Source organism: Aequorivita sinensis, from assembly GCF_006346335.1.
GTDB lineage: Bacteria > Bacteroidota > Bacteroidia > Flavobacteriales > Flavobacteriaceae > Aequorivita > Aequorivita sinensis.
In genome coordinates, this window is record NZ_VDMC01000009.1 from 79,885 (window position 1) to 105,331 (window position 25,447).

The window sequence follows — 25,447 nt, forward strand, 5'->3', positions numbered from 1 at the left end:
TTAAAAATAAAATGGGTAGGGAAACCAAACTTTGTATTTTTACGCAGACGAATTCCTAATTATTATAGTCTAATATAATATGCAACCCTTACACATACTTTTATTAATCATTGGATATTTTTTAGCTTTAATTTTTATTTCCTACTTAACTAATAAGGGGGGAAGTAATGCTGATTTTTTTAAGGCCGGAAAACAATCGCCTTGGTACTTGGTTGCGTTTGGTATGATTGGCGCTTCGTTAAGCGGAGTAACTTTTATATCAGTTCCCGGTTGGGTTGAAGCTTCGAAATTCAGCTATTTTCAGGTTGTTTTAGGTTATATAGTAGGTTATGCAGTAATTGGAACCGTTTTACTTCCACTCTACTATCGTTTAAACCTCACTTCAATTTATACATACTTAGAAGGAAGGTTTGGAAACGCTTCTTATAAAACGGGGGCTTCATTTTTTCTATTATCAAGGGTTGTTGGGGCAAGTTTCCGCCTCTATTTAGTAGCTGTAGTGTTGCAAAGTTTAATCTTTGACGATTTGAATATTCCTTTTTGGGTAACAGTAACTATTACAATTTTATTGATTTGGCTCTATACTTTTAAAAGTGGAATAAAAACCATTGTTTGGACAGATACTCTTCAAACCTTATTTATGTTAATTGCAGTGGGAGTTGCTGTCTATTATGTAGCCACAGATTTAGGACTTTCTGGAAGCAGTCTTTTTACATTTGTAGCTGAAAGTGAAATGAGCCAGATATTCTTTTTTGACGATTGGAGATCAGGAGATCATTTTGTAAAGCAGTTTATAAGTGGTGCTTTTATTGCAATTGTAATGACAGGCCTAGACCAGGATATGATGCAAAAAAACCTTACTTGTCGGAACTTAGAAGACGCTCAAAAAAATATGTTTTGGTTTACTATTGTACTTACAATTGTAAATTTTGTGTTCTTAACTTTAGGGTTATTACTTACTGTTTACGCTGAACAAAATGGAATAGATGCTCACAAAGATCAACTTTTCTCAACCCTTGCTGCGCAAGAAAGCGTATTTGGTATGGGTGTAGCCGTACTGTTTATCTTAGGCCTAATAGCTGCAGCTTATAGTAGTGCAGATAGCGCATTAACGGCATTAACCACCTCCTTTAGTATCGATATACTGGATATTGAAAAGAGATATGATGAAAAGAAACAAATTAAAATGCGAAAGCTCATTCACATTTTATTTTCACTATTATTAATACTCGTAATTATCATCTTTAAATATGTTATTGCAGATGATTCTGTAATATCCAAACTCTTTGTTTTTGCAGGTTATACCTACGGCCCTCTGTTAGGCTTGTATGCTTACGGTCTCTTTACAAAATGGAATGTAAAAGACAAACTTGTTCCATTAGTTGCAATTGCAACTCCATTCATAGGGTATAGTATAAGCCATCTAAGCTCATTGTACCTAAACTTTGAATTCGGATTTTTTATATTAATCTTAAATGGAGTACTTACATTCTTAGGTCTAATACTGATTCGTACCCAAAAGAACTAAAGTACAAGCAACCTCAGCTTCAATATTATTTTCTTTAAGAAGTGTGTAGAATTCAGGGTTTTCAGTACCTGGATTGAAGATCACTCGCTGTGGTTTTAGCGAAATAATATAGTTGTAGTATTCTTCTTGTCGTTTTGGATTTAGATATAAAGTTACTGTATCAATATCTTTAAAATCTTTCTTTTCTGTAACAATATTTACGCCAGCAACCTCACCTTCTTTTAAACCTACGGCTTCAACAATGTGATTGTGATTCACTAATCTATTTATTGCCAAATTAGAATATCGGTTCGGTTTTAAACTTGCGCCTAGCACTAATGTTTTTTTCATTTGATTTAGTTTTTAGGAAAAATACAATACAACGCTTTAAAATATCATAAATGTTAGTTAAAAAGAAGGTAGCAATGAAACATAATTACTTTTTGAACGTCTTTATTAAAGTAGAAGAAAGATATTATTTTACTGCAATAGTTTTACGTTGATGGTTAGTGTTAATAATTGCAGTAATATTTCAAACCCGAAGCAAAAACTTCGGGTTTGTTTGTTTTAAAACTCAAATGTTATTGTATTGTTAAATAAGGTTTTACAATGAAACAATTAAGATGGTTTTTCGTCTAACACATATAATCCTAAGTTTCATTTTTATAATTTATTTGAATTAGCCTTCAACGAATTATTCCTTATTTTAGGAAATTGAAATAGCCTTTCAGAAATACTGAAAGGCTATTTTATTCTATGAGTAAACAAAACTTTAAAATAGATTGTTTCGCTATCACATCTTTATTTTAAAAAATCAATTTACCATCTTATAATTGCACTTCCCCAAGTAAATCCACTTCCGAAAGCTGCTAACACTACAACATCTCCTTCTTTAATTTTACCTTGTTCCCAAGCTTCAGTAAGCGCAATTGGAATTGAGGCAGCTGTTGTATTTCCGTATTTCTGAATATTATTAAAAACTTGATCGTCTGTTAGTTTCAATTTGTGTTGAATAAATTGCGATATACGTAAATTAGCTTGGTGAGGAATTAACATATCAATATCTTTCACCTCAAGATTATTTGCATCCAAACCTTCCTGAATTACCTCTGCAAAACGAACTATAGCGTGTTTAAACACAAATTGTCCATTCATCACGGGATAATACGGAATATTTTCTTGAGGGTTTTCAGCTATAATTTCGGGAACCCAATGAGCTGTGCTAGGCCCTTGTAATGCAAGTTCATTTTTGTGTGCCCCTTCACTATGGAGATGCGTAGATAAAATTCCATTGGAACCCTCCTCATTTCTAGATAATACAGCAGCTCCTGCACCATCCCCAAAAATTACTGAAACGTTTCTTCCACGAGTTGTAAAATCTAATCCCCCACTGTGGTTTTCACTACCGATTACTAAAACGTTTTTATACATACCCGTCTTAATAAACTGATCGGCAACAGAAAGTCCATAGATAAAACCACTACATTGGTTTCGTACATCTAGTGCTGGAATCGTTCTCATACCCATCATTTCTTGTACTTCTACTCCACCTCCAGGGAAATACATATCTGGACTAAGCGTAGCAAAAACAATCATATCTATATCGTTAGGAAGCAGTTTAGCGCGGTCTAACGCTATAGTAGCGGCTTTAACTCCCATAACAGAAGTAGAATTCCCATCGCCCTTTTTAATATGTCTTCGTTCTTTAATACCTGTGCGCTCCTGAATCCAAGCATCATTGGTGTCCATTAATTTCGACAAATCGTCATTGGTCACAACATTTTCGGGAACATAATATCCAAGACCAGTAATTTTTGAAGTATACATTTTTTGCGTTTTAAATAATCGTGAAAGATACGCATATACTTTTTTTATGGAAGTAATTTAGACGTAATAAAGTATGCATGCATAATAGATTATAAAGACGAAACTAATAAATTCTCACATTTTAAAACATTCTCTGTACTCCTTATTTTATAAAACGCCTAGGATAATTATTTTGAATATCTTTAGGCTTTTAAAAATTTTAATATGAAAAACATTATTGCATTTGTTGCATTTTTATTTGTAACGACAACTTTTTTAGGACAAGAAAAATTAAAGTATCAAAAACCACCGAAAGAAATTTTAGAACTTGTTGATGCTCCTTTAGCTCCTTCAGTTTGGATTGACAGTAAAGGGGAAAACGTTCTGCTATTTTACCGCGATGCATATAAATCTATCGCCGAACTTTCTGAAACCGAACTTCGTTTGGGAGGTTTACGTATAAACCCTAAAACTAATATCGGAAGTAGAACAAGGTATTTCAACAATATAAAAGTAAAAGAAGCTACAGCAAAGGATGCAAAGCAAATCACTGGATTACCTGAGAATGCAAGAATTTCTAATTTCTCTATCTCTCCAAACGAAAAGATGGTTGCTTTCTTAAATACCTCAGACGATGGAGTTCAATTATGGATTGCAGATATTGAAAAAGGTAGTGCAAAGAAACTAAGTACACTTAAATTAAATGCAAATATGGGGAATCCCATCAATTGGTTTAAAGACAGTAATGCACTGTTAGTAAATGCTATTCCTAACAACAGAAAAGAGTTAATAAACACTTCAGAAGCTGTACCTGAAGGGCCTACAATTTCAGTAAGTGACGGAGAAAAAGCTCAAAACAGAACCTATCAAGATTTATTAAGTAGCCCTAATGACGAATATAATTTTGAGCAATTGGCGCTTTCAACGATAAAAAAGATTACACTTAACGGAGAAGTTTCAGATTTTCTACCTACTGCAATGTATGACGACATCGATTTCTCTCCAGACGGAAGTTATGTTATGGTAAACAACATAAAAAAACCATTTTCATATATAGTTCCTTACTACAGATTTCCATTTGAAACAAATATTTATGACAAGAACGGGAAACTGATTCAAAAAGTAAACGATGTACCATTAAATGAAGTACAGCCAAAAGGATTTATGGCTACTAGAGAAGGCAAAAGAAGCATGAGATGGCGCGCAGACAAACCAGCTACCTTATATTGGGCTGAAGCGCAAGACAAAGGTGATCCAGAAGTAAAAGTAAATCACAGAGATGCAGTTTATGAATTAGCCGCTCCTTTTAATGGGAAAGAGAAACTGCTTCTTAAAACTATCAATCGCTTTTCTGGAATTACTTGGGGGAATGATAACCTAGCAATTGCAAGTGATTACTGGTGGAACGACCGTAACACAAAGAGTTATATTTTCAATCCTTCAAATGCTTCACAAGCACCAAAAGTGATTTTCGATAGAAGTTATCAAGATAGATATAGCGATCCGGGAAATTTTGTAACTACAAGAAACAATTATGACGAAAGAGTTTTAGAAATCAACAATGGTACAGCTTATCTAATGGGTGACGGTTTTTCAGAAAAAGGACAATTTCCTTTTATTGATGAATACGATTTGAAAACTCAAAAAACTAAGCGTGTTTATGAATCTACTTATACCGATAAGTTAGAAAATTTAAACTCTGCTATTGATATGAAGAATGGGAAGATTTTAGTGCGAATAGAATCACAGAATGAATACCCTAATTATTACTTCAGAAACATCAAAAAGAAGAATGATTTGACTGCAGTTACTTCATTTGAAAATCCGTTTAAAAGCATCCAAGATGTTCATAAAGAAGTTATCAGTTACAAACGCGATGATGGTTTAGAGCTTGAAGGCACCTTGTATTTACCTATCGGATATGATGTAAATAGCAAAGAAAAAATGCCGATGATTCTTTGGGCTTATCCGCGTGAATACAAAGACAAAAGCAGTGCTGCACAAAGCACAACAAACCCTAACGAGTTTATATATCCGTATTACGGATCACCAATTTACTGGGTTACTCAAGGGTATGTAGTTTTAGATAATGCAGCATTCCCAATTGTTGGTGAAGGTGATGAAGAGCCTAACGACTCTTTTGTTGCTCAGTTAGTTGGAAATGCAAAAGCCGCAATAGATGCAGTTGATGAAATGGGATACATAGACAGAAACAGAGTTGGTGTTGGAGGACACTCTTATGGTGCATTTATGACAGCAAATTTATTAAGTCATTCAAATTTATTTGCTGCAGGTATTGCTAGAAGTGGTGCCTATAACAGAACCCTTACTCCTTTCGGATTTCAAAGTGAAGAAAGAAGCTATTGGGATTCTCCTGAAACCTATAACACTATGTCTCCTTTTATGAATGCCGATAAAATGAAATCTCCGTTGTTATTAATCCACGGAGAGGCGGATAATAACTCAGGAACATACCCCCTACAAAGTGAGCGATACTTCAATGCGTTAAAAGGTTTAGGTGCAACTGCTCGACTTGTTATGCTTCCAAAGGAAAGCCACGGTTACAGCGCAAAAGAAAGTGTTCTTCACGTTTTATGGGAACAACACGAGTGGCTTGAAAAATATGTAAAAAACAGAAAGAATAGCGGTGAATAATCACTTCAAAAAACAATTTATTGTAACAAAAAAGGGCGCATTAACAATGCGCCCTTTTTAAACAACCTAACCAATTAAATAATTGACATTTTACTTTTTCATAGCAATTTTATATCCAATTATTTAATGGTAAATATACCATTCTTTGTTTAGTGAAATTGTTAAAGGATTAAACAAAGTTTTGTTAAAGTTTAAACGTATTTCTTGTAATTGTTAATTTGAACCTCTGCCCCTAAGTCATTCATCAAATTATAAAGTCCAAAAAAGGTTCTGTTTATATATAAGAAGTGTTTGGAACCTCTATTTCCATTCATCTTTCTTAGTTCGGTATCTTTAGAGTATTTATTACTTAACTCGGCGATTTTCCCAAAAAACTCTTCATCTGAAAAGTCGAAAGTTTCACTGTGGAATGGTTTTGTAAACAAACTAAGCATCTCGTGAAATAGTTCTGAAAAGAATCGAGTTTCTTCTGGGGTATCTTCTTTTTTCAAAATTTCTAAAGCATACATTTTTTCTGAAAACACTCTAGGATTGTTGATATTCTCAGGTTGAGCCAACTCAAAGTAAGGAGCATAAAACTCCTCTGGCACGGTTTTGACACAACCAAAATCTATTGCTATTAGATTTGCATCAGAATCTACCATAAAATTCCCGGGGTGGGGATCGGCGTGAACTCGTTTTAATTGATGCATTTGGAACATATAAAAATCCCACAACGTCTGCCCCACTTTGTTGGAGTATTCAGGGTTTAAATTTGTTTTTACAAACTCAGACAAATGCTGCCCTTCCATCCAATCCATAGTTATAATTCGCTCGTTAGAAAGCTCTTCATAATATTTTGGAAACCTCAGATTCGGAATTTTGCTACACGCCTGTGTAATTTCTTTACTTTGAACGACTTCGAAAATATAATTGGTTTCTTCCAAAAGCTTCCCTTCCACTTCTTGAAAGTATTTGTCGCTGTCCTTGCCTTTTATATTAAACATCTTCATAGCAACTGGCTTTACCATTGCTAAATCGCTACTTATGCTTTCGGCAATTCCAGGATACTGAATCTTTACAGCTAAATTTTTTCCTTCTTTAGTTGCTTTATGGACTTGTCCGATACTCGCAGCCGCCACAGATTCGGCATCAAATGAATCGTAAATATTCTCTAGAGTATCGCCAAAATACTTTTTAAAAGTCTTACGCACTAAAGGTGCAGAAATTGGAGGTACTTGAAACTGAGCCAATGAAAATTTTTCAACATATGCCTTTGGCATAATGTTTTTTTCCATACTCAGCATTTGGGCGACTTTTAAAGCACTTCCTTTTAGGTTTTTTAGGCTGTCATAAATATCTTCAGCATTGCTTTCATTTAACTCATCTTTTGAATGTTGTGGGTTCACGAGTTTTTTACTGTAATATTTTAAATAATTTCCGCCGACTTTTGCACCAGTAGTCATTAACTTGGAAGCACGTTGAATTTTTTTTGTTGGAATTTTATCTATTGTCTTCATTATACCATCTTTTCTTTCCACAAAAATTTTCCAAAATCTAAAACACTTTCTAACGGCTGTGTATCGAATACATCAAAAATGGCTCTTACCGACTTTTCAATTGCAACATCTGTATTTTCAAACCCAGCAGAATTGTCCTCCATCCAATATTTCAACAGAAACAAGGTTTGTAACCAAGCGCCTTCAGAAAAAATTGTGACAGATTGTTTTAAAACTTTTAGCTTTTTATCTTCATTATTATCTCGAATTAATTCGGCCGCAAAGTGTTTTACATCTTTTCGAAGTCCCTTTAACTGACTCAAATTTTTCAACATACTTTGATGTTCCTTTAGCGAGAAAAGAAAGTAACTCCTATTGAGTGTAAGTAACTCAAAGAAGGTAAAGAAGAAGGTTAGCATTTTATCTTGATTTGAGTAACCTTGAAATGCTTCGTCATTATTTGCTAATGAAATTGTTTGTTCATAAAATGAACTCCAAATTTCCATTTGTAAACCTTCAAAAGAACCAAAGTGCTCGTAAAATTGAGTTTCTTCAAAATTGTTTTCCTTACAAAATTTAAAAACGCTTTTCGGAACTTTTTCATTTGTAAGAACTGATTCCATATACAAGGAAATAATTTTCTCCTTACTCATTTTAGTATTCGAATTTGATTTTTTTGAAGCAGGGGAATTCGTTTTTGCAGTCGCCATAGTACGTCTCGTATTTAATATTGAAAAAGGTGTAAATCTACCTAGGTAAGCAAAGATAGCTACTGTTTAACATTTTAAGCTAACTGTTAAACAAAATATTGTGTTAAAGTTTATTCCTTCAATAGAATGACAAGGTGTCAGCATTGTAACCCTTGGTATTTTTTTTGACTATGAAATGGTACTGAATACAATTACAAATTATATAAAATATAAAAAAATGAGCAAAGGAACTATTAATGTATCAGTGGATAATATTTTTCCGCTAATTAAGAAGTTTTTATACAGCGACCACGAGATATTTCTTCGTGAATTAATTTCGAACGCGACAGATGCAACTTTAAAACTCAAACACCTTGCTAATATAGGAGAGGCTGACGGAGTTGAGTACGGTAATCCAATAATTGAAGTAAAGCTTGATAAAGAAAAAAAACAACTACGCATTATAGACCAAGGTATTGGAATGACTGCGGAAGAAGTTGAAAAATACATCAACCAAATTGCATTTTCTGGAGCTGAGGAATTTATTGAGAAGTACAAAGACAAAGATGGGAAGGATGCTGGAATTATCGGGCATTTCGGACTTGGTTTTTATTCAGCTTTTATGGTTGCCGAAAAAGTTGAGATTATTACCAAAAGTTTTAAAGATGAACCTGCCGTACATTGGACTTGCGACGGTTCGCCAGAATTCACTTTAGAAAAAGCCGATAAAAAAGATAGAGGAACAGAGATTATTCTTCATATTGCTGAAGACTCTACAGAGTTTTTAGAGGAGTCACGTATCAGTGAACTATTGGTGAAGTATAACAAGTTTATGCCTATTCCAATTAAATTTGGAACTCGTACTGAAACACTTCCGAAGCCAGAAGACGCAAAAGAAGACGATCCAGCTCCAACTCAGGAAGTTGATAATATAATCAACAATCCTAATCCAGCTTGGACAAAAGCACCTACTGAACTTGAGGATAAAGATTATAATGAGTTCTATCGCGAAATGTACCCAATGCAATTCGAGGAACCTCTTTTCCATATTCACCTAAATGTAGACTATCCGTTTAATCTTACAGGAATTCTTTACTTCCCTAAGATGACGAATGATATGAGCATTCAGAAGGATAAAATTCAACTTTACCAAAATCAGGTTTTCGTGACTGATAATGTAGAGGGAATTGTTCCTGAATTCCTAACAATGTTACGCGGAGTGATTGATAGTCCAGATATTCCACTTAACGTATCTAGAAGCTACTTACAAGCAGATGGAGCAGTTAAAAAGATATCTAGCTACATCACAAGAAAAGTTGCAGACAAGCTTAAGAGCTTATTTAACAACGACCGTGAAGGTTTTGAGAAGAAATGGAACGATATTAAAATCGTTATTGAATACGGTATGCTTACTGAAGATAAATTCTTCGATAAAGCAAAAGACTTTGCTCTTTACCCAACTGTAGATAACGCTTTCTATACGTTCTCTGAATTAAAAGACAAAATAAAAGACGCACAGACTGATAAGGATGACAAGCTTGTAATTCTTTATGCTTCAAACAAAGAAGAACAACACAGTTATATTCAGGCTGCAAAAGACAAAGGATACGAAGTTTTACTATTAGATTCTCCTATTGTTACTCATCTACTTCAAAAAATTGAAGGCAGCGAAGAAAAAGTTTCTTTTGTACGAGTAGATAGTGATCACGTTGAAAACCTTATTAAGAAAGACGACGAGCAGATTTCTAAACTTTCTGATGAAGAAAAGGAAACGCTAAAAACTTTCTTAGACGGGGTTATACCAAAAGAAAAATTCACTGTTCAATTAGAGGCAATGGATAGCAATGCAAATCCATTTATTATTACCGAGCCAGAATTTATGCGTAGAATGAAAGATATGCAGAAAACCGGAGGCGGTGGTATGTTTGGAATGGGTGGATTCCCAGAAATGTACAATCTAATTGTAAACACAAACCACGAATTGGTAAGTGAAATACTAAATACTAAAACCGATAAGAAAAAGGAGCGTTTAGTTAATCAAGCTTTAGACTTAGCGAGATTGAGTAAAAACTTACTAAAAGGTGAAGAGCTTACTGCTTTTATAAAGCGTAGCTACGAAATGATTAAATAGTATTTAAGCAATACAAATAGATTAAATATTTTAAAAGCCTTTCTAAACATAAATTAGAAAGGCTTTTGTCTTTTTAAACAATTCGTTATTGTTGTAAATCTAAAAAAGACCTACATTTAAAAACTTAAAAAAAACAACTATGTTACCTTGGCATCAATATTTAATGGGAGTACTGCTTGTACTCGCTGGAATGAACCACTTTAGAAAACCTAAGTTGTATGAGCGCATTATGCCACCATATATTCCTGCACATAGCACTATGGTTATGCTTAGCGGAGTAGCCGAAATGGTTTTAGGATTTATGCTAATGAACAAAAACAGTCAAGAAATGGCGGCCTGGGGTATAATAGCATTATTAATTGCATTTATACCAGTACATATTTATATGTTGCAGGATAAAAAAGCTTCTATGAAGCTACCAAAATGGGCTCTAATTGTTAGAATTCCCTTGCAATTAGGCTTGATTTACTGGGCGTACTTATATACTTAATTAATACTAACTTTAGATCATTATGCATTAGGGAACAGAGAGCTAATCCGTTTCGCTTTAGAAAGCCAAAATACAGAGAAGCAACGACCTTCCCTATTCACCTCTCACCACTAAAACACTATCAACTAGCCAAAAATCTCATTCAATAATCCAGCTAATCGGACTCCTCCTTTTTGAAGTTGGAAGCGTACAGTTTCCATATATTTATACATATACCCATAGCTCAGCTTTTGTCCAACTTCAGTATTGGCATAGATATCCTCACAAAGCTCACGGCTTTCGTACATCCAATCTCTTACCGAACCACTTTTAATTGCTTCAATTTCTTCTTCATTAAGAACGTCAATATTTGAAGCTAGCTCAGTATAAGACATCTTGTACGAATCTATCATTTTGCTATCCCATACCTTATGTAGGTTAGTTCCATTTTTAAACCAAAGTACTTGGAAGTCATTTCCTCCCTTATCCTCAGCTAAACCTATATGTAGCGGTTGGTGTAAATCACCTATAAAATGAACCAGTAATTTTAAATGAAAAACTTTATCTTCTTTAGTGCTTTCGTCGTTCTTCAATACAGCGATACATGTTTCAATAGCCTGAATTAAATCCCCGCTTTCGCTTTTTGGGTGTTCATCATATTTTTCACCAAATGGAAAGCTTACATAATGCCAAGGACCATAAGAATCATAAGCTCTATCGCTTTTAATATCATCACCATGATTAGAAACTAAAGCTAAGGATTGACCTTTTAACAACTCAAAAATTTGTTTTTTAGCTGTTTCACTCAAATGTTTTTGAGCAATTTCACCTACTGCTCTATGACCCGTTTTTCCGAAGTCTTCAGATGCAAAAACTGTTGACAAACAAAACAAAAAGAAAGTAGGAATTAAGATAAGCTTATTCATGATATTTTAAAATTTAGGAATGCAAAGATAGCATCTTAAATAATTATAATCTTAAAACTTATTAAATGTTTCAGAATCGCGAATGTGCTTATACAATATTTCAATAAACGGCTTGTTAAAAGAATAAGAGAATTCAATTTGTGTTATCTTAGCAAGGTTAAATTTCAACGTTATAATTTTAGATAAAATGAAAAATATATTTATTGCTTTCCTGCTTTTTAGTAGTGTGATTTCTGCCCAAACTAAAAAATTTAACGCTGAAGATTTACGGATTACTCCACTTATAGATGGCACTTTATTAACTCCAGCTTCGGAAGAAAAAATTCCATTGGCAATTATAATTGCAGGAAGTGGTCCAACAGATAGAAATGGAAACCAGCAAATGATGGTGAACAATTCATTGAAATTCCTAGCTGAGGCGCTTTACGACCAAGATATTGCTACTTTTCGATACGATAAACGAATTGTAAAGCAAATGAAAATGCGCAATATCGATGAAAAAAACATTCGGTTCAGCGATTTTATAAAGGATGCTGATGCTATTCTGAATTATTTTAGAAACAAAAATGAATTTTCAAAAATTTATATCATTGGCCATAGCCAAGGTTCCTTAGTGGGAATGGTTACAGCGCAAAATGGTGCGGATGGCTTTATTTCTGTTGCAGGAGCTGGACAACCTATAGACGATGTGATTGTTTCTCAACTAACCAAACAAGCTCCAGGATTGGCAGATAGTGCTCGTAATGCTTTCGATGATCTTCGCGTAAATGGTGTTGCTAACAATTACAACCCAGGATTAGCTTCAATTTTTAGAAAAGAAATTCAGCCATTTATTGGGAGTTGGATGGCTTTCGATCCAAAAGAAGAAATTGCAAAACTAGATATTCCAGTATTAATCATTAACGGAACAAAAGATATTCAAGTATTAGTTTCGGAAGCAGAATTACTCAAAGAAGCAAAACCGGACGCTGAATATAAGATTATTGAAAAAATGAATCATATCCTTAAAGAAGTTGAAGGTAATGATTTGGAAAACAGCAAAACCTATAACATTCATAACCTGCCTATTATGCCAGAATTGGTGGAAACGATAAGTGGATTTATCAATAAGTAGAATATTAAAAAAATTAAGTTGTTATAAGATTCATACACCTCATAATTCTGAAATTAGAGTTCTAAAAATTTAAATTAAATATGTATTTTGCGCCAAAACTACCCATAATGCAAGATACAGCTACCGAAATTGTTAAGGACACTACTCCCTTTTTTACCAACGATACAATCGTTTTTGGAATTTTGATGATAGCCCTAGGCTTCATTTTTTATACTTCTTCACGCGAAGATGGTTTTTGGAAAAAATTCTATGGTGTAGTTCCCGCGCTTTTTATGGCGTATTTCCTTCCAGCTTTATTAACAACATCAGGTGTAATATCACCAGAGTGGACAACAATTTCTGAAACCGGAGAAACTACTACCGGAAAATCAAGTTTATATTATATGTCTAGTAGGTATTTATTACCTGCAGCCTTAGTATTAATGACATTAAGTATTGACTTGAAAGGAGTTCTTAATTTAGGTCCAAAAGCTTTAATTATGTTCTTTGCGGGAACCATCGGAATTGTTATTGGTGGGCCTTTAGCCGTGCTAATTGTAGGGTCTATTCATCCTGAAGCTGTGGGTGGCGAAGGTGCAGACGCAGTATGGCGTGGACTTTCAACACTGGCAGGAAGCTGGATTGGGGGTGGTGCAAACCAAACTGCCATGCTAGAAATTTATGGTTACAACCAAAAGCTTTACGGCGGAATGGTATTCGTTGATATCGTAGTCGCTAACATTTGGATGGCAATAATCCTCTTTGGAATTGGAAAATCTGCCAAAATTGACAAATGGTTAAAAGCAGATACTTCAGCCATTGAAAGTTTAAAAGAAAAGGTTACCGATTACGCTAAAAAAGTTGATCGCAACCCTTCACTTACAGATTTAATGGTACTTGCAGCAATCGCATTTGGAACTGTTAGTGTGGCACATTTTGGAGCTAACTTCCTAAGTGGATTTTTTACTTCTGTTGTAAGTGAAATGCCAAAAGGGATAACAAGAAACATTTTCACTTTCTTAGATAACAGTTTCTTTTGGATGATAACCATAACTACTATTATTGGTGTACTGCTATCATTTACAAAAGCCAGAACTTATGAAGGTGCAGGCGCTAGTAAATTTGGTAGTGTATTTATCTACATATTAGTTGCCAGTATTGGTATGAAAATGGACTTAACCCTCATCTTCGATAATTTATGGTTAATTGTTATCGGCTTAGTTTGGATGACTGTACACGCGGGACTAATGATTCTGACAGCAAAATTAATTCGCGCTCCATACTTCTTCCTGGCTGTAGGTAGTCAGGCAAATGTTGGAGGTGCTGCATCTGCTCCTATTGTTGCTTCGGCTTTTCACCCTTCACTGGCAACTGTTGGAGTTCTATTAGCAGTATTTGGATACGCTGTGGGAACGGTAGCCGCAATTTTATGTACTGTACTTATGCAATTAGCTTCAGCTGCTTAAATACAATTCATAAAGTTGTGTTTTTCTTTTGAAGTAAACAATTCTTTGGATATCTATTAAAGAATAAATTGTGAATAAAGAAACACCGAATCCATTATTTTCAACGATTATTTTTGAAAAAAAATAGTCATATTTGCAGGCTCGTAAAACAAAGCTACTTTAGCATAATATCATCTTTAAATAATTAAAATGCGCTATTTTCTATTAATTGCAATTGTACTTGTATCACTGGTTAGCTGTAATGAAACCAAGGATACAGAAGTTATGAATATTACTGGTACTGTAAAAGGTCTTAAAAAAGGAACAATATTGTTTCAGAAATTTGAAGACACAGTTCTAATTACAATAGATTCGGTGATTGTAGATGGTAATTCTAACTTTAAGTTTTCAGATAAGGTTGAGAGTCCAGAGGTTTACTATTTATATGTTAGACTTAAAGACGGAACATTAAAAGATGACCGTATCACTTTTTTTGCTGAAAATAGCGATATTAATATCACTACTAACTTAAAGAACTTTGGAAGTGCTGCAGTTGTTACAGGTTCAGAAAATGATAAGGCGTATAGAGATTATCTAAAACTGAAAAATAGATACGTAATTAAAAATCTAAGTTTAATCGAAGAAAGATTAAAGTTGAAAAACAACGCAAGTGAAGCTTCTTTAGCAAAAATTGAAGATAAACAGCGGGCTTTACATTCTAGCAAATATTTCGCAACTATAAATTTTGCTTTAAACCATAAGGAATATGAACTCGCTCCTTATCTTGTATTAAGTGAAGTCTACGATGCAAACATCAAGTATTTAGACACCGTTTACAATGCGCTTACCCCAAAAGTAAAAGACTCCAAATACGGTAAAGAATTGGAGTCATTTATTGTAAATCGTAAAAAAACAGATACTATATTATAGCGCGTTAATTTGGTCGATTAATTTTCTACCTCTTTCTTCTAGCTCAGCTTTTACAGCAGTAAAATGTTGTTTTTTATTGTCAACATCTTTTTGATTTACTTTCGCGATTAACTCGTCAAAAGTTGTGATAGCTTCGTCTATAATACCTTGTGATTTTTTGTTGTCTTTCTCTGCATTGGTTAATTCCCAAATGCTAACTGCACCAATAATATCACCTAATACGTAGTTTATGTCTTTTTTTAAATCTCTAACGTTTGCCATTGAATTGTTCTTACTTTAATTGTTTTTGTTGTATTCTAAATAATTGGGTGCAAAGATACGAACAATTAAGCTATGTACACTTCTAAAAAGCTTACTGAATTTGTAATAAATTTTATTTCAGGTAATTGAGCAGGTATTAAGACGGTTTCTCCCTTACTAATTGTTTCAGTATAACCATTAGTTTCTATTGTGGCTTCACCTTCTAAACACATATAAACAGTGAAAGATGGGATACTTTTTAAATCTCGAAGGTAATTTTCGGATAGATCTAATTTATTAACAGTAAAAAACTCAGTAACACCAATTTGTGAAGGAGTGTTTTTCTTGGTTTTATAAATCTGTTTTGATTCTTCCGATGAAAAGTCAATTGCATCTATCGCTAGGTCGGTATGCAATTCACGCATTTCTCCGTTAATGTCCGGCCTATCCCAATCGTATATTCTATAAGTGTTATCTGAGGTTTGCTGAATTTCAGCCAAAAGTATTCCAGCGCCTATAGCGTGAACAGTTCCTGGTTTTAAAATAAAAGCATCTCCTTTTTTTACAGATTCGGTTTTTAATACTTCGGTGATTTTCTTTTCTGAAAGGGCTTTTAAATATTTTTCTTCATTAATTTCACCATTAAAACCTATAATCAATCTTGAATCTTCCTCAACATCCAAAATATACCACATTTCGGTTTTCCCTAATGAATCGTGCCTTTCCTTGGCAAGTATATCGTCTGGATGAACCTGTACTGAAAGATCTTCACGAGCATCAATAAACTTAAACAATAAAGGGAAAGTGTTTTGGTAGTTTTTATAAACTTTTGCTCCAACTAACTTTTCTTTATAAACCTCTAATAACCAGTTTAAGTTTTTTCCTTTTAAACTTCCATTAACAACTTTAGAAACACTTTCTTCTACCCCAGAAATCTCCCAACTTTCACCTATATATTCATCGGCATCTTTATTAAATATTTCCTTCAACTTATTGCCACCCCATACTTTTTCTTTAAGTATAGGTTCAAATTTTAAAGGATAAAGGTGAGAAATTGTAATCATTAATGTCCGTTGTAAACAACAAAGTTGCGTGGGGTTTCGTATAATTTTATTGTAATATCGAATTTAGAATCTAGACGTTTTCTTAATTTATTCCAAATTACAATAGCTATATTTTCTACAGTAGGATTAAGATCTTTAAATTCAGGAACTTCTAAATTTAGATTTTTATGGTCTAAAGCGTCTTCAACTTCTTCTTTAATTAGATCTCTCAAAATATTAAGATCTATTAAAAATCCAGTTTCAGGATCTATTTCACCTGTTAGGCCAACCTCCAATTCATAGTTATGCCCATGATAGTTTGGGTTGCTACATTTTCCAAAAACCTGAAAGTTTTTTGCATCGTCCCATTCTTTTTTAAATAGACGATGAGCAGCATTGAAATGTGCTTTTCTAAATACAGTTAAACTCATACAACTAGATGTTGATAAAATTTATCGAAAATAATTTTAAACCAAGCTGTATAAATATCTGGATTCGCTTGAATATCATTTTTAACTTCTTCTAAACTCATCCATTTCCAGTCAGCTACTTCATCAGGATTTATGTTGGGTTCTCCTTCATACTTTCCTATTAGAATATGGTCAAGTTCGTGTTCGGTTAGACCATTATCAAAAGGAGCTTTATATATAAATGTTGTGGTTTCCTTTAAGTCTGTGGTAAAACCCATCTCTTCTGAAAGTCTTCTTTTTCCAGCATCTATAGAAGATTCCCCGTCTCGTTGATGACTACAGCAAGTATTTGCCCAAAGTCCAGGGGTATGGTATTTATGCAATGCACGTTGTTGAAGCATTAATTCATTTTTTGAATTAAATACAAAAACTGAAAAAGCTCTATGAAGCAAACCCTTTTCATGGGCTTCCATTTTTGGCATTAAACCAATCTTCTGATCGTTCTCATCGACAAGTATTACTTTTTCTTCTTCCATTAAAAACTTAGTTTTGGCTCAAAAATACGAAAACAGTAGCTGTATAAAAAGCAAAAAGCGTTCAATACAAAGTATTAAACGCTTTTATGAAATTTAATTTAGTCGAGTTAATTCTTTATAATAAACATAGACCTTCTATTTAATTGATGTTTCTCAGCACTACAAGGTACTCCATTCTCACATTCATTAACCAATTGCGATTCGCCATAGCCTTTGGCTGTTAACCTACTTCTATCGATTCCTTTTGAAATCAACCAGTTAAGAGTAGATTGAGCACGACGTTCAGATAAGGCTTCGTTATACGCATCACTTCCTCGTGAATCTGTATGAGATTCTATATGGATAACGATCTCTGGATACTCTCGTAAGGCAGCAAGAATTTTAGCTAGCTCTATTTCTGCATCTGGACGTATATACGACTTATCAAAGTCAAAATAAATTGGTTGTAAGTTTAATCTACATCCTAAATCATTCGGCGCACAAGGACCTTTGCTAAATAATGGAAGTGGCACATTGATAGTTCCTGTAAGTTCAGGAGTTTCAACAATTTCTTCGTGTGGATTATATCCTTCCATGGTCCCTCTTACTGTAAACTGCTTCCCACAATCTGCATCAAAACTATAAACACCATTCTCATCAGCAGTTGTTTGAGTTATGAGCTTATTATTCTCATCTAATAAGGAAACACTTGCACCAGCCAACATCTCTTTTGTTTCAGCATCGAACACTGTTCCTTCTATTAAAATAGTACAACTTTCCCGTACTAGGTAGATATTATCATCAACACTTCCGCGATCTCCATCTCTATTAGAAGATAGATATCCTATTCTAGATTCTTCATCTATAATAAACCCGAAATCGTCTTTTGCACTATTAGTAGGTGCTCCTAAATTTGTTGGACTTCCTAGTTTTCCTTCTTCATCTATTGAGGAAACAAAAACATCATAACCTCCTAAACCCGACCGACCATCACTAGAGAAATAAAGGTTGTTTTTATCGCTTACAAAAGGAAAAGATTCTCTTCCTTCTGTATTTATTTCAGGGCCTAGGTTAACTGGTGTACCATAGGTGCCATTTTCTAAAATGTCTACATACCAAAGGTCAGACATACCTAGAGTACCTGGCATATCAGATGAAAAATACAATCTTTTGCCATCCGGACTTAAAGCAGGATGCGCAACTGAATAGGCCTTATTGTTAAAAGGTAATTCCTCCACATTAGACCAAGTATTCTCACCCGTTTTCTCAGCTTTAAAAAGGCTTAGTCTAAGGGTTTTATGTTTTTTAGATTTATCCAGCTCTTTTTGTCCATCTATATAACTATTTCGAGTAAAGTAAATGGTTTTACCATCTTTGGTAAAAACTGCAGTAGATTCGTGATATTGAGTATTTACATCGCCTCCTAAAGGCTTTGGATTACTTAGCAACCCTTCTTCATCTCTATTAGCAATAAACAAATCTAAATAAGGCTCTTGAGTCCATTGATCTACATTTAATCCCGTTGCATTGGCTGCAGATGCATAAACCAATTTATCCTTCATATAAAAAGCAGGTCCAAAATCTGAAGTTCCTGAACTAATTGGAGACATCTCAATTACAAACTGTCGTGATTTAAAAACAGTACTCTTTAAATAGTCTATATCCTCATCGTAGGTTTTTATCACAAAACCAGTTCCTCCTTTTGCAGTATAAGCTTCTAATAGCTCACGGCTCTTATCGTGTTTACCAAGACTCTTTAAGGATTGGGCAGCTCTATAATAGTATTTAGGTTCAGTGTCATCTGGAAACGTAGTTACTAATTTTTCGTACCATTTTGCTGCGTTGGTATAATCTCCATTAAAATAATAGGTGTCTCCTAAGTTTTCATATATCTGAGCAGATTCGTATCCATCTTCAACTACTTTTAGATAGATTTGTCGCGCATCGATATAAGCATACTTGTCAAATTCTTTATTTGCCCTTTTTACATCTTTTACCTGCCCAAAAGTGCTTCCCGTTGAGAGAACTATAAAGGCTAAAATAAATATGTTACGTAATATTGTATTCATAGTCAGTATTTTTTAGAAGAATCTTGGGGTTAACACTCTTTCTGGTCTATTAAATATATCGAAACGAAGCATAACTTCATAGGAACCATCACTATAAGTTTCGATATCTGTTGTTTGATAATCATATCCAAAGCCTATAAAAATTGCATCTGAAGCTTGAAAACCTACCATTGCGCTCATAGCAGCACTCCATCGATAAGCCGCACCAAGTGTAAGCTTGTCATACAATAAGAAGTTGGCAGAAACATCTGCTTGTAAAGGCGATCCATTTACCATCTTAACTAAGGTTGCTGGTTTAAACTTTAAATTATCACTAATATCAAATACATAACCCGCAATTAAAAAATAATGCATACGCTCGGAAGCGGTTGTTTCAACTGTAGTATTTGCTAGGTTACCCTTATCAAAATGTTTAGTAGTTAAAAAGTTTGGAACCGATAATCCTGCATAAAACTTATCAGTATTATAATATACACCTGCACCAATTTGTGGTTGAAGCTTATTGTCTATATTATTTTGTTCAAAATAAGGATCAGAATATACATCGCGTGGTAAATTCAATTTAGAAAAATCTACATCTAAAATGTCTAAACCTGCTTTAAGACCGAATGATAACTTAGCGCTCTCCGAAGTATTAATCGAATAAGAATAGTCGATATTGAAATTCGTTTCAACAGCGGGACCAATTCTATCATTAACCACTGAAAGTCCTATTCCCATATTTTCACCCATTGGAGAATTTACAGTAAATGTACCTGTATTAGGCGCACCATCACCGAAATTAACCCATTGAGTCCTATACAGAAGACCAAAACTTAGAGCTTCACGATTTCCTGCGTAGGCAGGGTTAACCACCTGCGTATTATACATATACTGCGTGTATTGGGGGTCCTGCTGAGCATTACTTGAAAACGTGCCAAGTAAAATCAAAATTATTAGTGTTAGATAACTGTGTTTCATAGTTATGTATTTTTAATCCTGGGAGATATACTCCCAGGAATATTTGATTTTTCTATCTATTTATATATAAGTATCCAGTATAAGTATCCTTACCAGGGTTATCTCCTTGGAAAGTAAGAATATAGAAGTAAGTTCCGGTTGGCAACTCCTTATCTTTTTGAACAGTAACTCGACCTTCTGAAATACCTCTAAAAGTATTTATACTATCGTCTTCTCCCTGTCCATAACCGTCTGTTTCGTAAACCAATACACCCCATCTGTTGAATATCTTAACATTATTATTTGGGTAATTGTTAATTCCTCTTATCCAGAAGAAGTCGTTCATACCATCTCCATTTGGTGTAATACCATTGAATATCTCAAAGACAACGCCTAATACATCTGGAAGAACAACAACTGCTTCAGCTTCATCCTCTACAGTGGCTCCCGTATTATCCTCACCAGTTACGGTAGCTAGGTTTACAACTTGTCCATTATCAATATCTTGTTGCGTTATTGAATAAGTAGCAGTAAATGTTGTGCTATCCACTTCACCTGGTTGTAATACCTCTATTGGACCACCAGACATTACAATTCCTGGTAGCGGATCTGATATGGTGATGTTATAAAGTGTAACATCTCCTGTGTTAGTTACTACGAATGTGTAGCTAATGGTTTCTCCAACATCAGACGCACCATCCCCGTTTTCATCATTAAACACTCCTGATTTCTCTAATGAAATCGATGGATTATTACATAGTGAAGTTATTGTAGGATTATCTTCTAAATAGCTAGTATGATCTGAAAGGTCTGAAACAATGTTTCCTGCTGGCGCAATACCTTCTGCTAAAGCTTGGTTTTCAATAAATCCAGCATCAACATCAGTTTGCGATATAATATAGGTTGCAGTAAAAGTAGTTACATCTTCTTCACCTGCCGCTAAATCAATCGGACCACCAGTTACAGTTACCAACGGATCTGTTATAATTACATTGGTTAACGATACATTACCAGTGTTTTTAACACTAAATGTATATATAATCGTTTCATCTATTCCTGCACATCCATCATTGTTCTCATCCACTGGAGTACCAACTTTAATTACAGCAATTGAAGCATTCTGACAAAGTGTAATGATTATTGGATCGTCATTATCAATAGCTGTTCCTGAATCATCACTTACTACAGTCTGATCTGGAGCCGTTCCAGTAGCTGTCGCTTGGTTCACTACTTCTCCAGCATCAATATCTGCTTGGGTGATTGCGTAGCTCGCTTCATATATCCAAGTTTCTGTTACATCAAGCTCTCCATCCCCATCAGTGTCTCCACTTATTGGACCGGCTATTGGACCTCCTAATAATGGGTCGTCTACTATGATGTTAGACAGACTTACATTTCCTTGGTTAGTTACTGTGAATGTGTATGTAATAGTCTCGTCAACATCTGAACAACCATCGCCGTTCTCGTCATTAAAGACTCCTGCTTTTACAATCACAATTTCAGGCTTCTGACATAAGTCGATTATCGTTGGATCATCATTATTAATTTCTGTTCCTGAATCATCACTTACTACAGTCTGATCTGGAGCTGTTCCAGTTGCTGTCGCTTGGTTCACTACTTCCCCTGCATCAATATCTGCTTGGGTGATTGCGTAGCTGGCTTCATATATCCAAGTTTCTGTTACATCAAGCTCTCCATCCCCATCAGTGTCTCCACTTAATGGACCAGCTATTGGACCTCCTAATAATGGATCGTCTACTATGATGTTAGACAGACTTACATTTCCTTGGTTAATTACTGTGAATGTGTATGTAATAGTCTCATCAACATTTGAACAAGCATCGCCGTTCTCATCATTAAAGACTCCTGTTTTCACTATAACAATTTCAGGCTTCTGACATAAGTCGATTAATGTTGGTTCATCATCATCAATTGTCGATCCTGATAAATCAGATACTGTACTTTGGTCTGGAGCTGTTCCAGTAGCTGTCGCTTGGTTCACTACTTCCCCAGCATCAATATCTGCCTGGGTGATTGCGTAGCTGGCTTCATATATCCAAGTTTCTGTTACATCAAGCTCTCCATCCCCATCAGTGTCTCCACTTAATGGACCGGCTAATGGACCTCCTAATAATGGGTCGTCTACTATGATGTTAGACAGACTTACATTTCCTTGGTTAGTTACTGTGAATGTGTATGTGATAGTCTCATCAACATTTGAACAAGCGTCACCGTTCTCGTCATTAAAGATTCCTGTTTTTACAATTGCAATTGCAGGGTTTTGACAAAGTTCGATAACTGTTGGGTCGTCGTTTCCAATTGTCGATCCTGATAAATCAGATACTGTACTTTGGTCTGGAGCTGTTCCGGTAGCTGTCGCTTGGTTCACTACTTCCCCAGTATCAATATCTGCCTGGGTGATTGCGTAGCTGGCTTCATATATCCAAGTTTCTGTTACATCTAGTTCTCCATCCCCATCAGTGTCTCCACTTATTGGACCGGCTAATGGACCTCCTAATAATGGGTCGTCTACTATGATATTAGACAGACTTACATTTCCTTGGTTAGTTACTGTGAAAGTGTATGTGATAGTCTCGTCAACATCTGAACAATCGTCACCGTTCTCGTCATTAAAGACTCCTGCTTTTACAATTGCAATTGCAGGGTTTTGACAAAGTTCGATAACTGTCGGCTCGTCGTTTCCAACTGTCGATCCTGATAAATCAGATACTGTACTTTGGTCTGGAGCTGTTCCAGTAGCTGTCGCTTGGTTCACTACTTCCCCAGCATCAATATCTGCCTGGGTGATTGCGTAGCTGGCTTCATATATCCAAGTTTCTGTTACATCAAGTTCTCCATCCCCATCAGTGTCTCCACTTATTGGACCGGCTATTGGACCTCCTAATAATGGATCGTCTACTATGATGTTAGACAGACTTACATTTCCTTGGTTAGTTACTGTGAAAGTGTATGTGATAGTCTCGTCAACATCTGAACAATCGTCACCGTTCTCGTCATTAAAGATTCCTGTTTTTACAATCGCAATTACAGGGTTTTGACAAAGTTCGATAACTGTTGGGTCGTCGTTTCCAATTGTTGATCCGGATACATCACTTACCTCTGTCTGGTTAGGAGTAGTTCCTGTAGCTGTCGCTTGGTTCACTACTTCCCCAGCATCAATATCTGCCTGGGTGATTGCGTAGCTCGCTTCATATATCCAAGTTTCTGTTACATCAAGCTCTCCATCCCCATCAGTATCTCCACTTATTGGACCGGCTAATGGACCTCCTAATAATGGATCGTCTACTATGATGTTAGACAGACTTACATTTCCTTGGTTAGTTACTGTGAAAGTGTATGTGATAGTCTCATCAACATTAGTACAACCATCATCGTTCTCATCATTGAAAACTCCTGTTTTCACAATCGCTATTGCAGGGTTTTGACAAAGTTCGATAACTGTCGGCTCGTCGTTTCCAATTGTCGATCCTGATAAATCAGATACTGTACTTTGGTCTGGAGCTGTTCCGGTAGCTGTCGCTTGGTTGACTACTTCCCCAGCATCAATATCTACCTGAGTAATTGTGTAGCTCGCTTCATATATCCAAGTTTCTGTTACATCAAGCTCTCCATCCCCATCAGTATCTCCACTTATTGGACCGGCTAATGGACCTCCTAATAATGGATCGTTTACTATGATATTAGACAGACTTACATTTCCTTGGTTAGTTACTGTAAAAGTATATGTGATAGTCTCGTCAACATCTGAACAGTCATTATCGTTCTCATCATTGAAAACTCCTGTTTTCACAATCGCTATTGCAGCGTTTTGACAAAGTTCGATAACTGTTGGGTTGTCTCCTACATAACCATCATTGTTAGAGATGTCGGTTACTTCTGCACCTGCTGGTGTCGTACCAACTACTTCTGCAGAATTTGTAAATGTTCCATTATCTATATCAGCTTGTGTGATGGTATAACTTGCTGTAAATGTAGTAGTGTCCTCTTCACCCGGTGCCAATGTGATTGGACCTCCTGATACAGTAACGCCTCCAACTAAATCACTTACCATTACATCGGTTAGGGTAACATTTCCAGTGTTCTTAACAGAGAAGCTATAATTGATTACATCACCAACCGCTAATGTTGAACATCCTGTAGTTGGATCTACTTCAACATCTGAAGTTTTGATAAGAGCAATACTTGCATCTGTACAAATAGTTACAACTGTTGGGTTGTCACCTACATAACCATCATTGTTAGAGATGTCGGTTACTTCTGCACCTGCTGGTGTCGTACCAACTACTTCTGCAGAATTTGTAAATGTTCCATTATCTATATCAGCTTGTGTGATGGTATAGCTTGCTGTAAATGTAGTAGTGTCCTCTTCACCTGGTGCCAATGTGATTGGACCTCCTGATACAGTAACGCCTCCAACTAAATCACTTACAATTACATCAGTTAGGGTAACGTTTCCAGTGTTCTTAACAGAGAAGCTATAGGTAATAATATCACCAACCTCTAGTGTTGAACATCCTGTAGTCGGATCTACTTCAACATCCGAAGTTTTAATAAGGGCAATACTTGCATCAGTACAAATAGTTACAACTGTTGGGTTGTCACCTACATAACCATCATTGTTAGAGATGTCGGTTACTTCTGCACCTGCTGGTGTCGTACCAACTACTTCTGCAGAATTTGTAAATGTTCCATTATCTATATCAGCTTGTGTGATGGTATAGCTTGCTGTAAATGTAGTAGTGTCCTCTTGACCTGGTGCCAATGTGATTGGACCTCCAGATACGGTAACACCACCTACTAAATCACTTACCATAACATCAGTTAGGGTAACGTTTCCAGTGTTCTTAACGGAGAAGCTATAAGTAATGATATCACCTACCTCTAGTGTTGAACATCCTGTGGTCGGATCTACTTCAACATCTGAAGTTTTGATAAGTGCAATACTTGCATCAGTACAGATAGTTACAACTGTTGGGTTGTTGCCTGTATAGCTTGAGTTATCTGATTCATCATCCACTTGGGTGTTGCTAGGCGTTGTACCAACTACCTTAGCTGTGTTCTCAAACTCACCTGCATTAATA

General features: G+C 35.3%; 19 protein-coding genes. 7 read left to right on the top strand and 12 right to left on the bottom strand.

All coding sequences use genetic code 11. The features are described from left to right. The first annotated feature begins 79 nt into the window (after positions 1–79). Positions 80–1,528: a sodium:solute symporter gene (locus FHP04_RS10580; protein WP_139856102.1), complete on the top strand. Its 1,449-nt coding sequence runs from the start codon at positions 80–82 to the stop codon at positions 1,526–1,528. Here the strand turns inward: FHP04_RS10580 and FHP04_RS10585 are convergent. Next, the gene (locus FHP04_RS10585; protein ID WP_139856104.1) at positions 1,499–1,858 is read right to left on the bottom strand and encodes a CoA-binding protein; all 360 of its coding nucleotides are present in this window, start codon (positions 1,856–1,858) and stop codon (positions 1,499–1,501) included. The two genes, FHP04_RS10580 and FHP04_RS10585, sit on opposite strands and share 30 nt — an antisense overlap. A gap of 468 nt (positions 1,859–2,326) precedes the next feature. Beyond that, positions 2,327–3,334: a 3-oxoacyl-ACP synthase III family protein gene (locus FHP04_RS10590; protein WP_139856106.1), complete on the bottom strand. Its 1,008-nt coding sequence runs from the start codon at positions 3,332–3,334 to the stop codon at positions 2,327–2,329. Positions 3,335–3,538: 204 nt separating this feature from the next. Between FHP04_RS10590 and FHP04_RS10595 the strand changes: the two genes are divergently transcribed. Next, entirely contained in the window at positions 3,539–5,968 is a 2,430-nt protein-coding gene (locus FHP04_RS10595) for an alpha/beta hydrolase family protein (protein WP_139856108.1), read from the top strand. Positions 5,969–6,159: 191 nt separating this feature from the next. On the opposite strand, the gene FHP04_RS10600 is transcribed toward FHP04_RS10595, so the two are convergent. Together FHP04_RS10600 and FHP04_RS10605 are read right to left on the bottom strand one after the other, a co-directional pair. Further along, positions 6,160–7,467 carry an ABC1 kinase family protein gene (locus FHP04_RS10600; protein ID WP_139856110.1) on the bottom strand — a complete coding sequence of 436 codons (1,308 nt, stop codon included), beginning with the start codon at positions 7,465–7,467 and terminating at the stop codon, positions 6,160–6,162. Continuing rightward, entirely contained in the window at positions 7,467–8,156 is a 690-nt protein-coding gene (locus FHP04_RS10605; protein WP_139856112.1) for a TetR family transcriptional regulator C-terminal domain-containing protein, read from the bottom strand. The genes FHP04_RS10600 and FHP04_RS10605 overlap by 1 nt, the downstream gene beginning before the upstream one ends. Positions 8,157–8,373: 217 nt before the next feature. Here FHP04_RS10605 and htpG point away from each other — a divergent pair, with 217 nt between their 5' ends. Continuing rightward, the gene (gene htpG, locus FHP04_RS10610; RefSeq protein ID WP_139856114.1) at positions 8,374–10,266 is read left to right on the top strand and encodes a molecular chaperone HtpG; all 1,893 of its coding nucleotides are present in this window, start codon (positions 8,374–8,376) and stop codon (positions 10,264–10,266) included. Between the two features lie 139 nt (positions 10,267–10,405). Continuing rightward, positions 10,406–10,756 (top strand): DoxX family protein, encoded by a 351-nt coding sequence (locus FHP04_RS10615; RefSeq protein ID WP_139856116.1) that lies wholly within the window; start codon positions 10,406–10,408, stop codon positions 10,754–10,756. A 125-nt stretch (positions 10,757–10,881) separates the two neighbouring features. Here FHP04_RS10615 and FHP04_RS10620 read toward each other — a convergent pair whose 3' ends face one another. Next, entirely contained in the window at positions 10,882–11,661 is a 780-nt protein-coding gene (locus FHP04_RS10620; protein WP_139856118.1) for a S1/P1 nuclease, read from the bottom strand. Positions 11,662–11,848: 187 nt separating this feature from the next. Between FHP04_RS10620 and FHP04_RS10625 the strand changes: the two genes are divergently transcribed. The 3 genes from FHP04_RS10625 to FHP04_RS10635 all read left to right on the top strand — a co-directional run bounded on the left by FHP04_RS10625 (position 11,849) and on the right by FHP04_RS10635 (position 15,129). Next, positions 11,849–12,775, top strand: a complete 927-nt coding sequence (locus tag FHP04_RS10625) for an alpha/beta hydrolase (protein WP_139856120.1) — start codon at positions 11,849–11,851, stop codon at positions 12,773–12,775. A 107-nt stretch (positions 12,776–12,882) separates the two neighbouring features. Continuing rightward, positions 12,883–14,220 carry a DUF819 family protein gene (locus FHP04_RS10630; protein WP_139856122.1) on the top strand — a complete coding sequence of 446 codons (1,338 nt, stop codon included), beginning with the start codon at positions 12,883–12,885 and terminating at the stop codon, positions 14,218–14,220. A gap of 189 nt (positions 14,221–14,409) precedes the next feature. Then, positions 14,410–15,129 carry a DUF4369 domain-containing protein gene (locus FHP04_RS10635; protein ID WP_139856124.1) on the top strand — a complete coding sequence of 240 codons (720 nt, stop codon included), beginning with the start codon at positions 14,410–14,412 and terminating at the stop codon, positions 15,127–15,129. Here FHP04_RS10635 and FHP04_RS10640 read toward each other — a convergent pair. From FHP04_RS10640 to FHP04_RS10670, 7 genes are all read right to left on the bottom strand, one after another. Continuing rightward, positions 15,124–15,390, bottom strand: coding sequence for a hypothetical protein (locus FHP04_RS10640; protein WP_139856126.1), 267 nt, complete (start codon positions 15,388–15,390; stop codon positions 15,124–15,126). The genes FHP04_RS10635 and FHP04_RS10640 overlap by 6 nt on opposite strands. 65 nt (positions 15,391–15,455) lie before the next feature. Then, the gene (locus tag FHP04_RS10645; protein ID WP_139856128.1) at positions 15,456–16,433 is read right to left on the bottom strand and encodes a type I phosphomannose isomerase catalytic subunit; all 978 of its coding nucleotides are present in this window, start codon (positions 16,431–16,433) and stop codon (positions 15,456–15,458) included. Then, complete coding sequence (locus tag FHP04_RS10650) at positions 16,433–16,843, bottom strand: 6-pyruvoyl trahydropterin synthase family protein (RefSeq protein ID WP_139856130.1); 411 nt, start codon at positions 16,841–16,843, stop codon at positions 16,433–16,435. Before FHP04_RS10650 ends, FHP04_RS10645 begins: the two co-directional genes overlap by 1 nt. After that, positions 16,840–17,358 carry an isopentenyl-diphosphate Delta-isomerase gene (idi, locus tag FHP04_RS10655; protein WP_139856131.1) on the bottom strand — a complete coding sequence of 173 codons (519 nt, stop codon included), beginning with the start codon at positions 17,356–17,358 and terminating at the stop codon, positions 16,840–16,842. Before idi ends, FHP04_RS10650 begins: the two co-directional genes overlap by 4 nt. 107 nt (positions 17,359–17,465) lie before the next feature. Further along, a complete protein-coding gene (locus tag FHP04_RS10660; RefSeq protein ID WP_139856132.1) occupies positions 17,466–19,406 on the bottom strand; it encodes an OmpA family protein in 1,941 nt (646 codons plus the stop codon). Positions 19,407–19,418: 12 nt separating this feature from the next. Then, positions 19,419–20,366, bottom strand: a complete 948-nt coding sequence (locus tag FHP04_RS10665) for a PorP/SprF family type IX secretion system membrane protein (RefSeq protein WP_139856133.1) — start codon at positions 20,364–20,366, stop codon at positions 19,419–19,421. Positions 20,367–20,418: 52 nt separating this feature from the next. Then, positions 20,419–25,447: gliding motility-associated C-terminal domain-containing protein (locus tag FHP04_RS10670; protein ID WP_139856134.1), on the bottom strand; the 5,029-nt coding region annotated here is incomplete at its 5' end.

What these genes read in the sequence shown, in the direction of transcription:
- FHP04_RS10580 (WP_139856102.1), top strand. Translation starts at nt 80, where the DNA reads ATGCAACCCTTACACATACTTTTATTAATCATTGGATATTTTTTAGCT.
- FHP04_RS10585 (WP_139856104.1), bottom strand. Translation starts at nt 1,858, where the DNA reads ATGAAAAAAACATTAGTGCTAGGCGCAAGTTTAAAACCGAACCGATAT.
- FHP04_RS10590 (WP_139856106.1), bottom strand. Translation starts at nt 3,334, where the DNA reads ATGTATACTTCAAAAATTACTGGTCTTGGATATTATGTTCCCGAAAAT.
- FHP04_RS10595 (WP_139856108.1), top strand. Translation starts at nt 3,539, where the DNA reads ATGAAAAACATTATTGCATTTGTTGCATTTTTATTTGTAACGACAACT.
- FHP04_RS10600 (WP_139856110.1), bottom strand. Translation starts at nt 7,467, where the DNA reads ATGAAGACAATAGATAAAATTCCAACAAAAAAAATTCAACGTGCTTCC.
- FHP04_RS10605 (WP_139856112.1), bottom strand. Translation starts at nt 8,156, where the DNA reads ATGGCGACTGCAAAAACGAATTCCCCTGCTTCAAAAAAATCAAATTCG.
- htpG (WP_139856114.1), top strand. Translation starts at nt 8,374, where the DNA reads ATGAGCAAAGGAACTATTAATGTATCAGTGGATAATATTTTTCCGCTA.
- FHP04_RS10615 (WP_139856116.1), top strand. Translation starts at nt 10,406, where the DNA reads ATGTTACCTTGGCATCAATATTTAATGGGAGTACTGCTTGTACTCGCT.
- FHP04_RS10620 (WP_139856118.1), bottom strand. Translation starts at nt 11,661, where the DNA reads ATGAATAAGCTTATCTTAATTCCTACTTTCTTTTTGTTTTGTTTGTCA.
- FHP04_RS10625 (WP_139856120.1), top strand. Translation starts at nt 11,849, where the DNA reads ATGAAAAATATATTTATTGCTTTCCTGCTTTTTAGTAGTGTGATTTCT.
- FHP04_RS10630 (WP_139856122.1), top strand. Translation starts at nt 12,883, where the DNA reads ATGCAAGATACAGCTACCGAAATTGTTAAGGACACTACTCCCTTTTTT.
- FHP04_RS10635 (WP_139856124.1), top strand. Translation starts at nt 14,410, where the DNA reads ATGCGCTATTTTCTATTAATTGCAATTGTACTTGTATCACTGGTTAGC.
- FHP04_RS10640 (WP_139856126.1), bottom strand. Translation starts at nt 15,390, where the DNA reads ATGGCAAACGTTAGAGATTTAAAAAAAGACATAAACTACGTATTAGGT.
- FHP04_RS10645 (WP_139856128.1), bottom strand. Translation starts at nt 16,433, where the DNA reads ATGATTACAATTTCTCACCTTTATCCTTTAAAATTTGAACCTATACTT.
- FHP04_RS10650 (WP_139856130.1), bottom strand. Translation starts at nt 16,843, where the DNA reads ATGAGTTTAACTGTATTTAGAAAAGCACATTTCAATGCTGCTCATCGT.
- idi (WP_139856131.1), bottom strand. Translation starts at nt 17,358, where the DNA reads ATGGAAGAAGAAAAAGTAATACTTGTCGATGAGAACGATCAGAAGATT.
- FHP04_RS10660 (WP_139856132.1), bottom strand. Translation starts at nt 19,406, where the DNA reads ATGAATACAATATTACGTAACATATTTATTTTAGCCTTTATAGTTCTC.
- FHP04_RS10665 (WP_139856133.1), bottom strand. Translation starts at nt 20,366, where the DNA reads ATGAAACACAGTTATCTAACACTAATAATTTTGATTTTACTTGGCACG.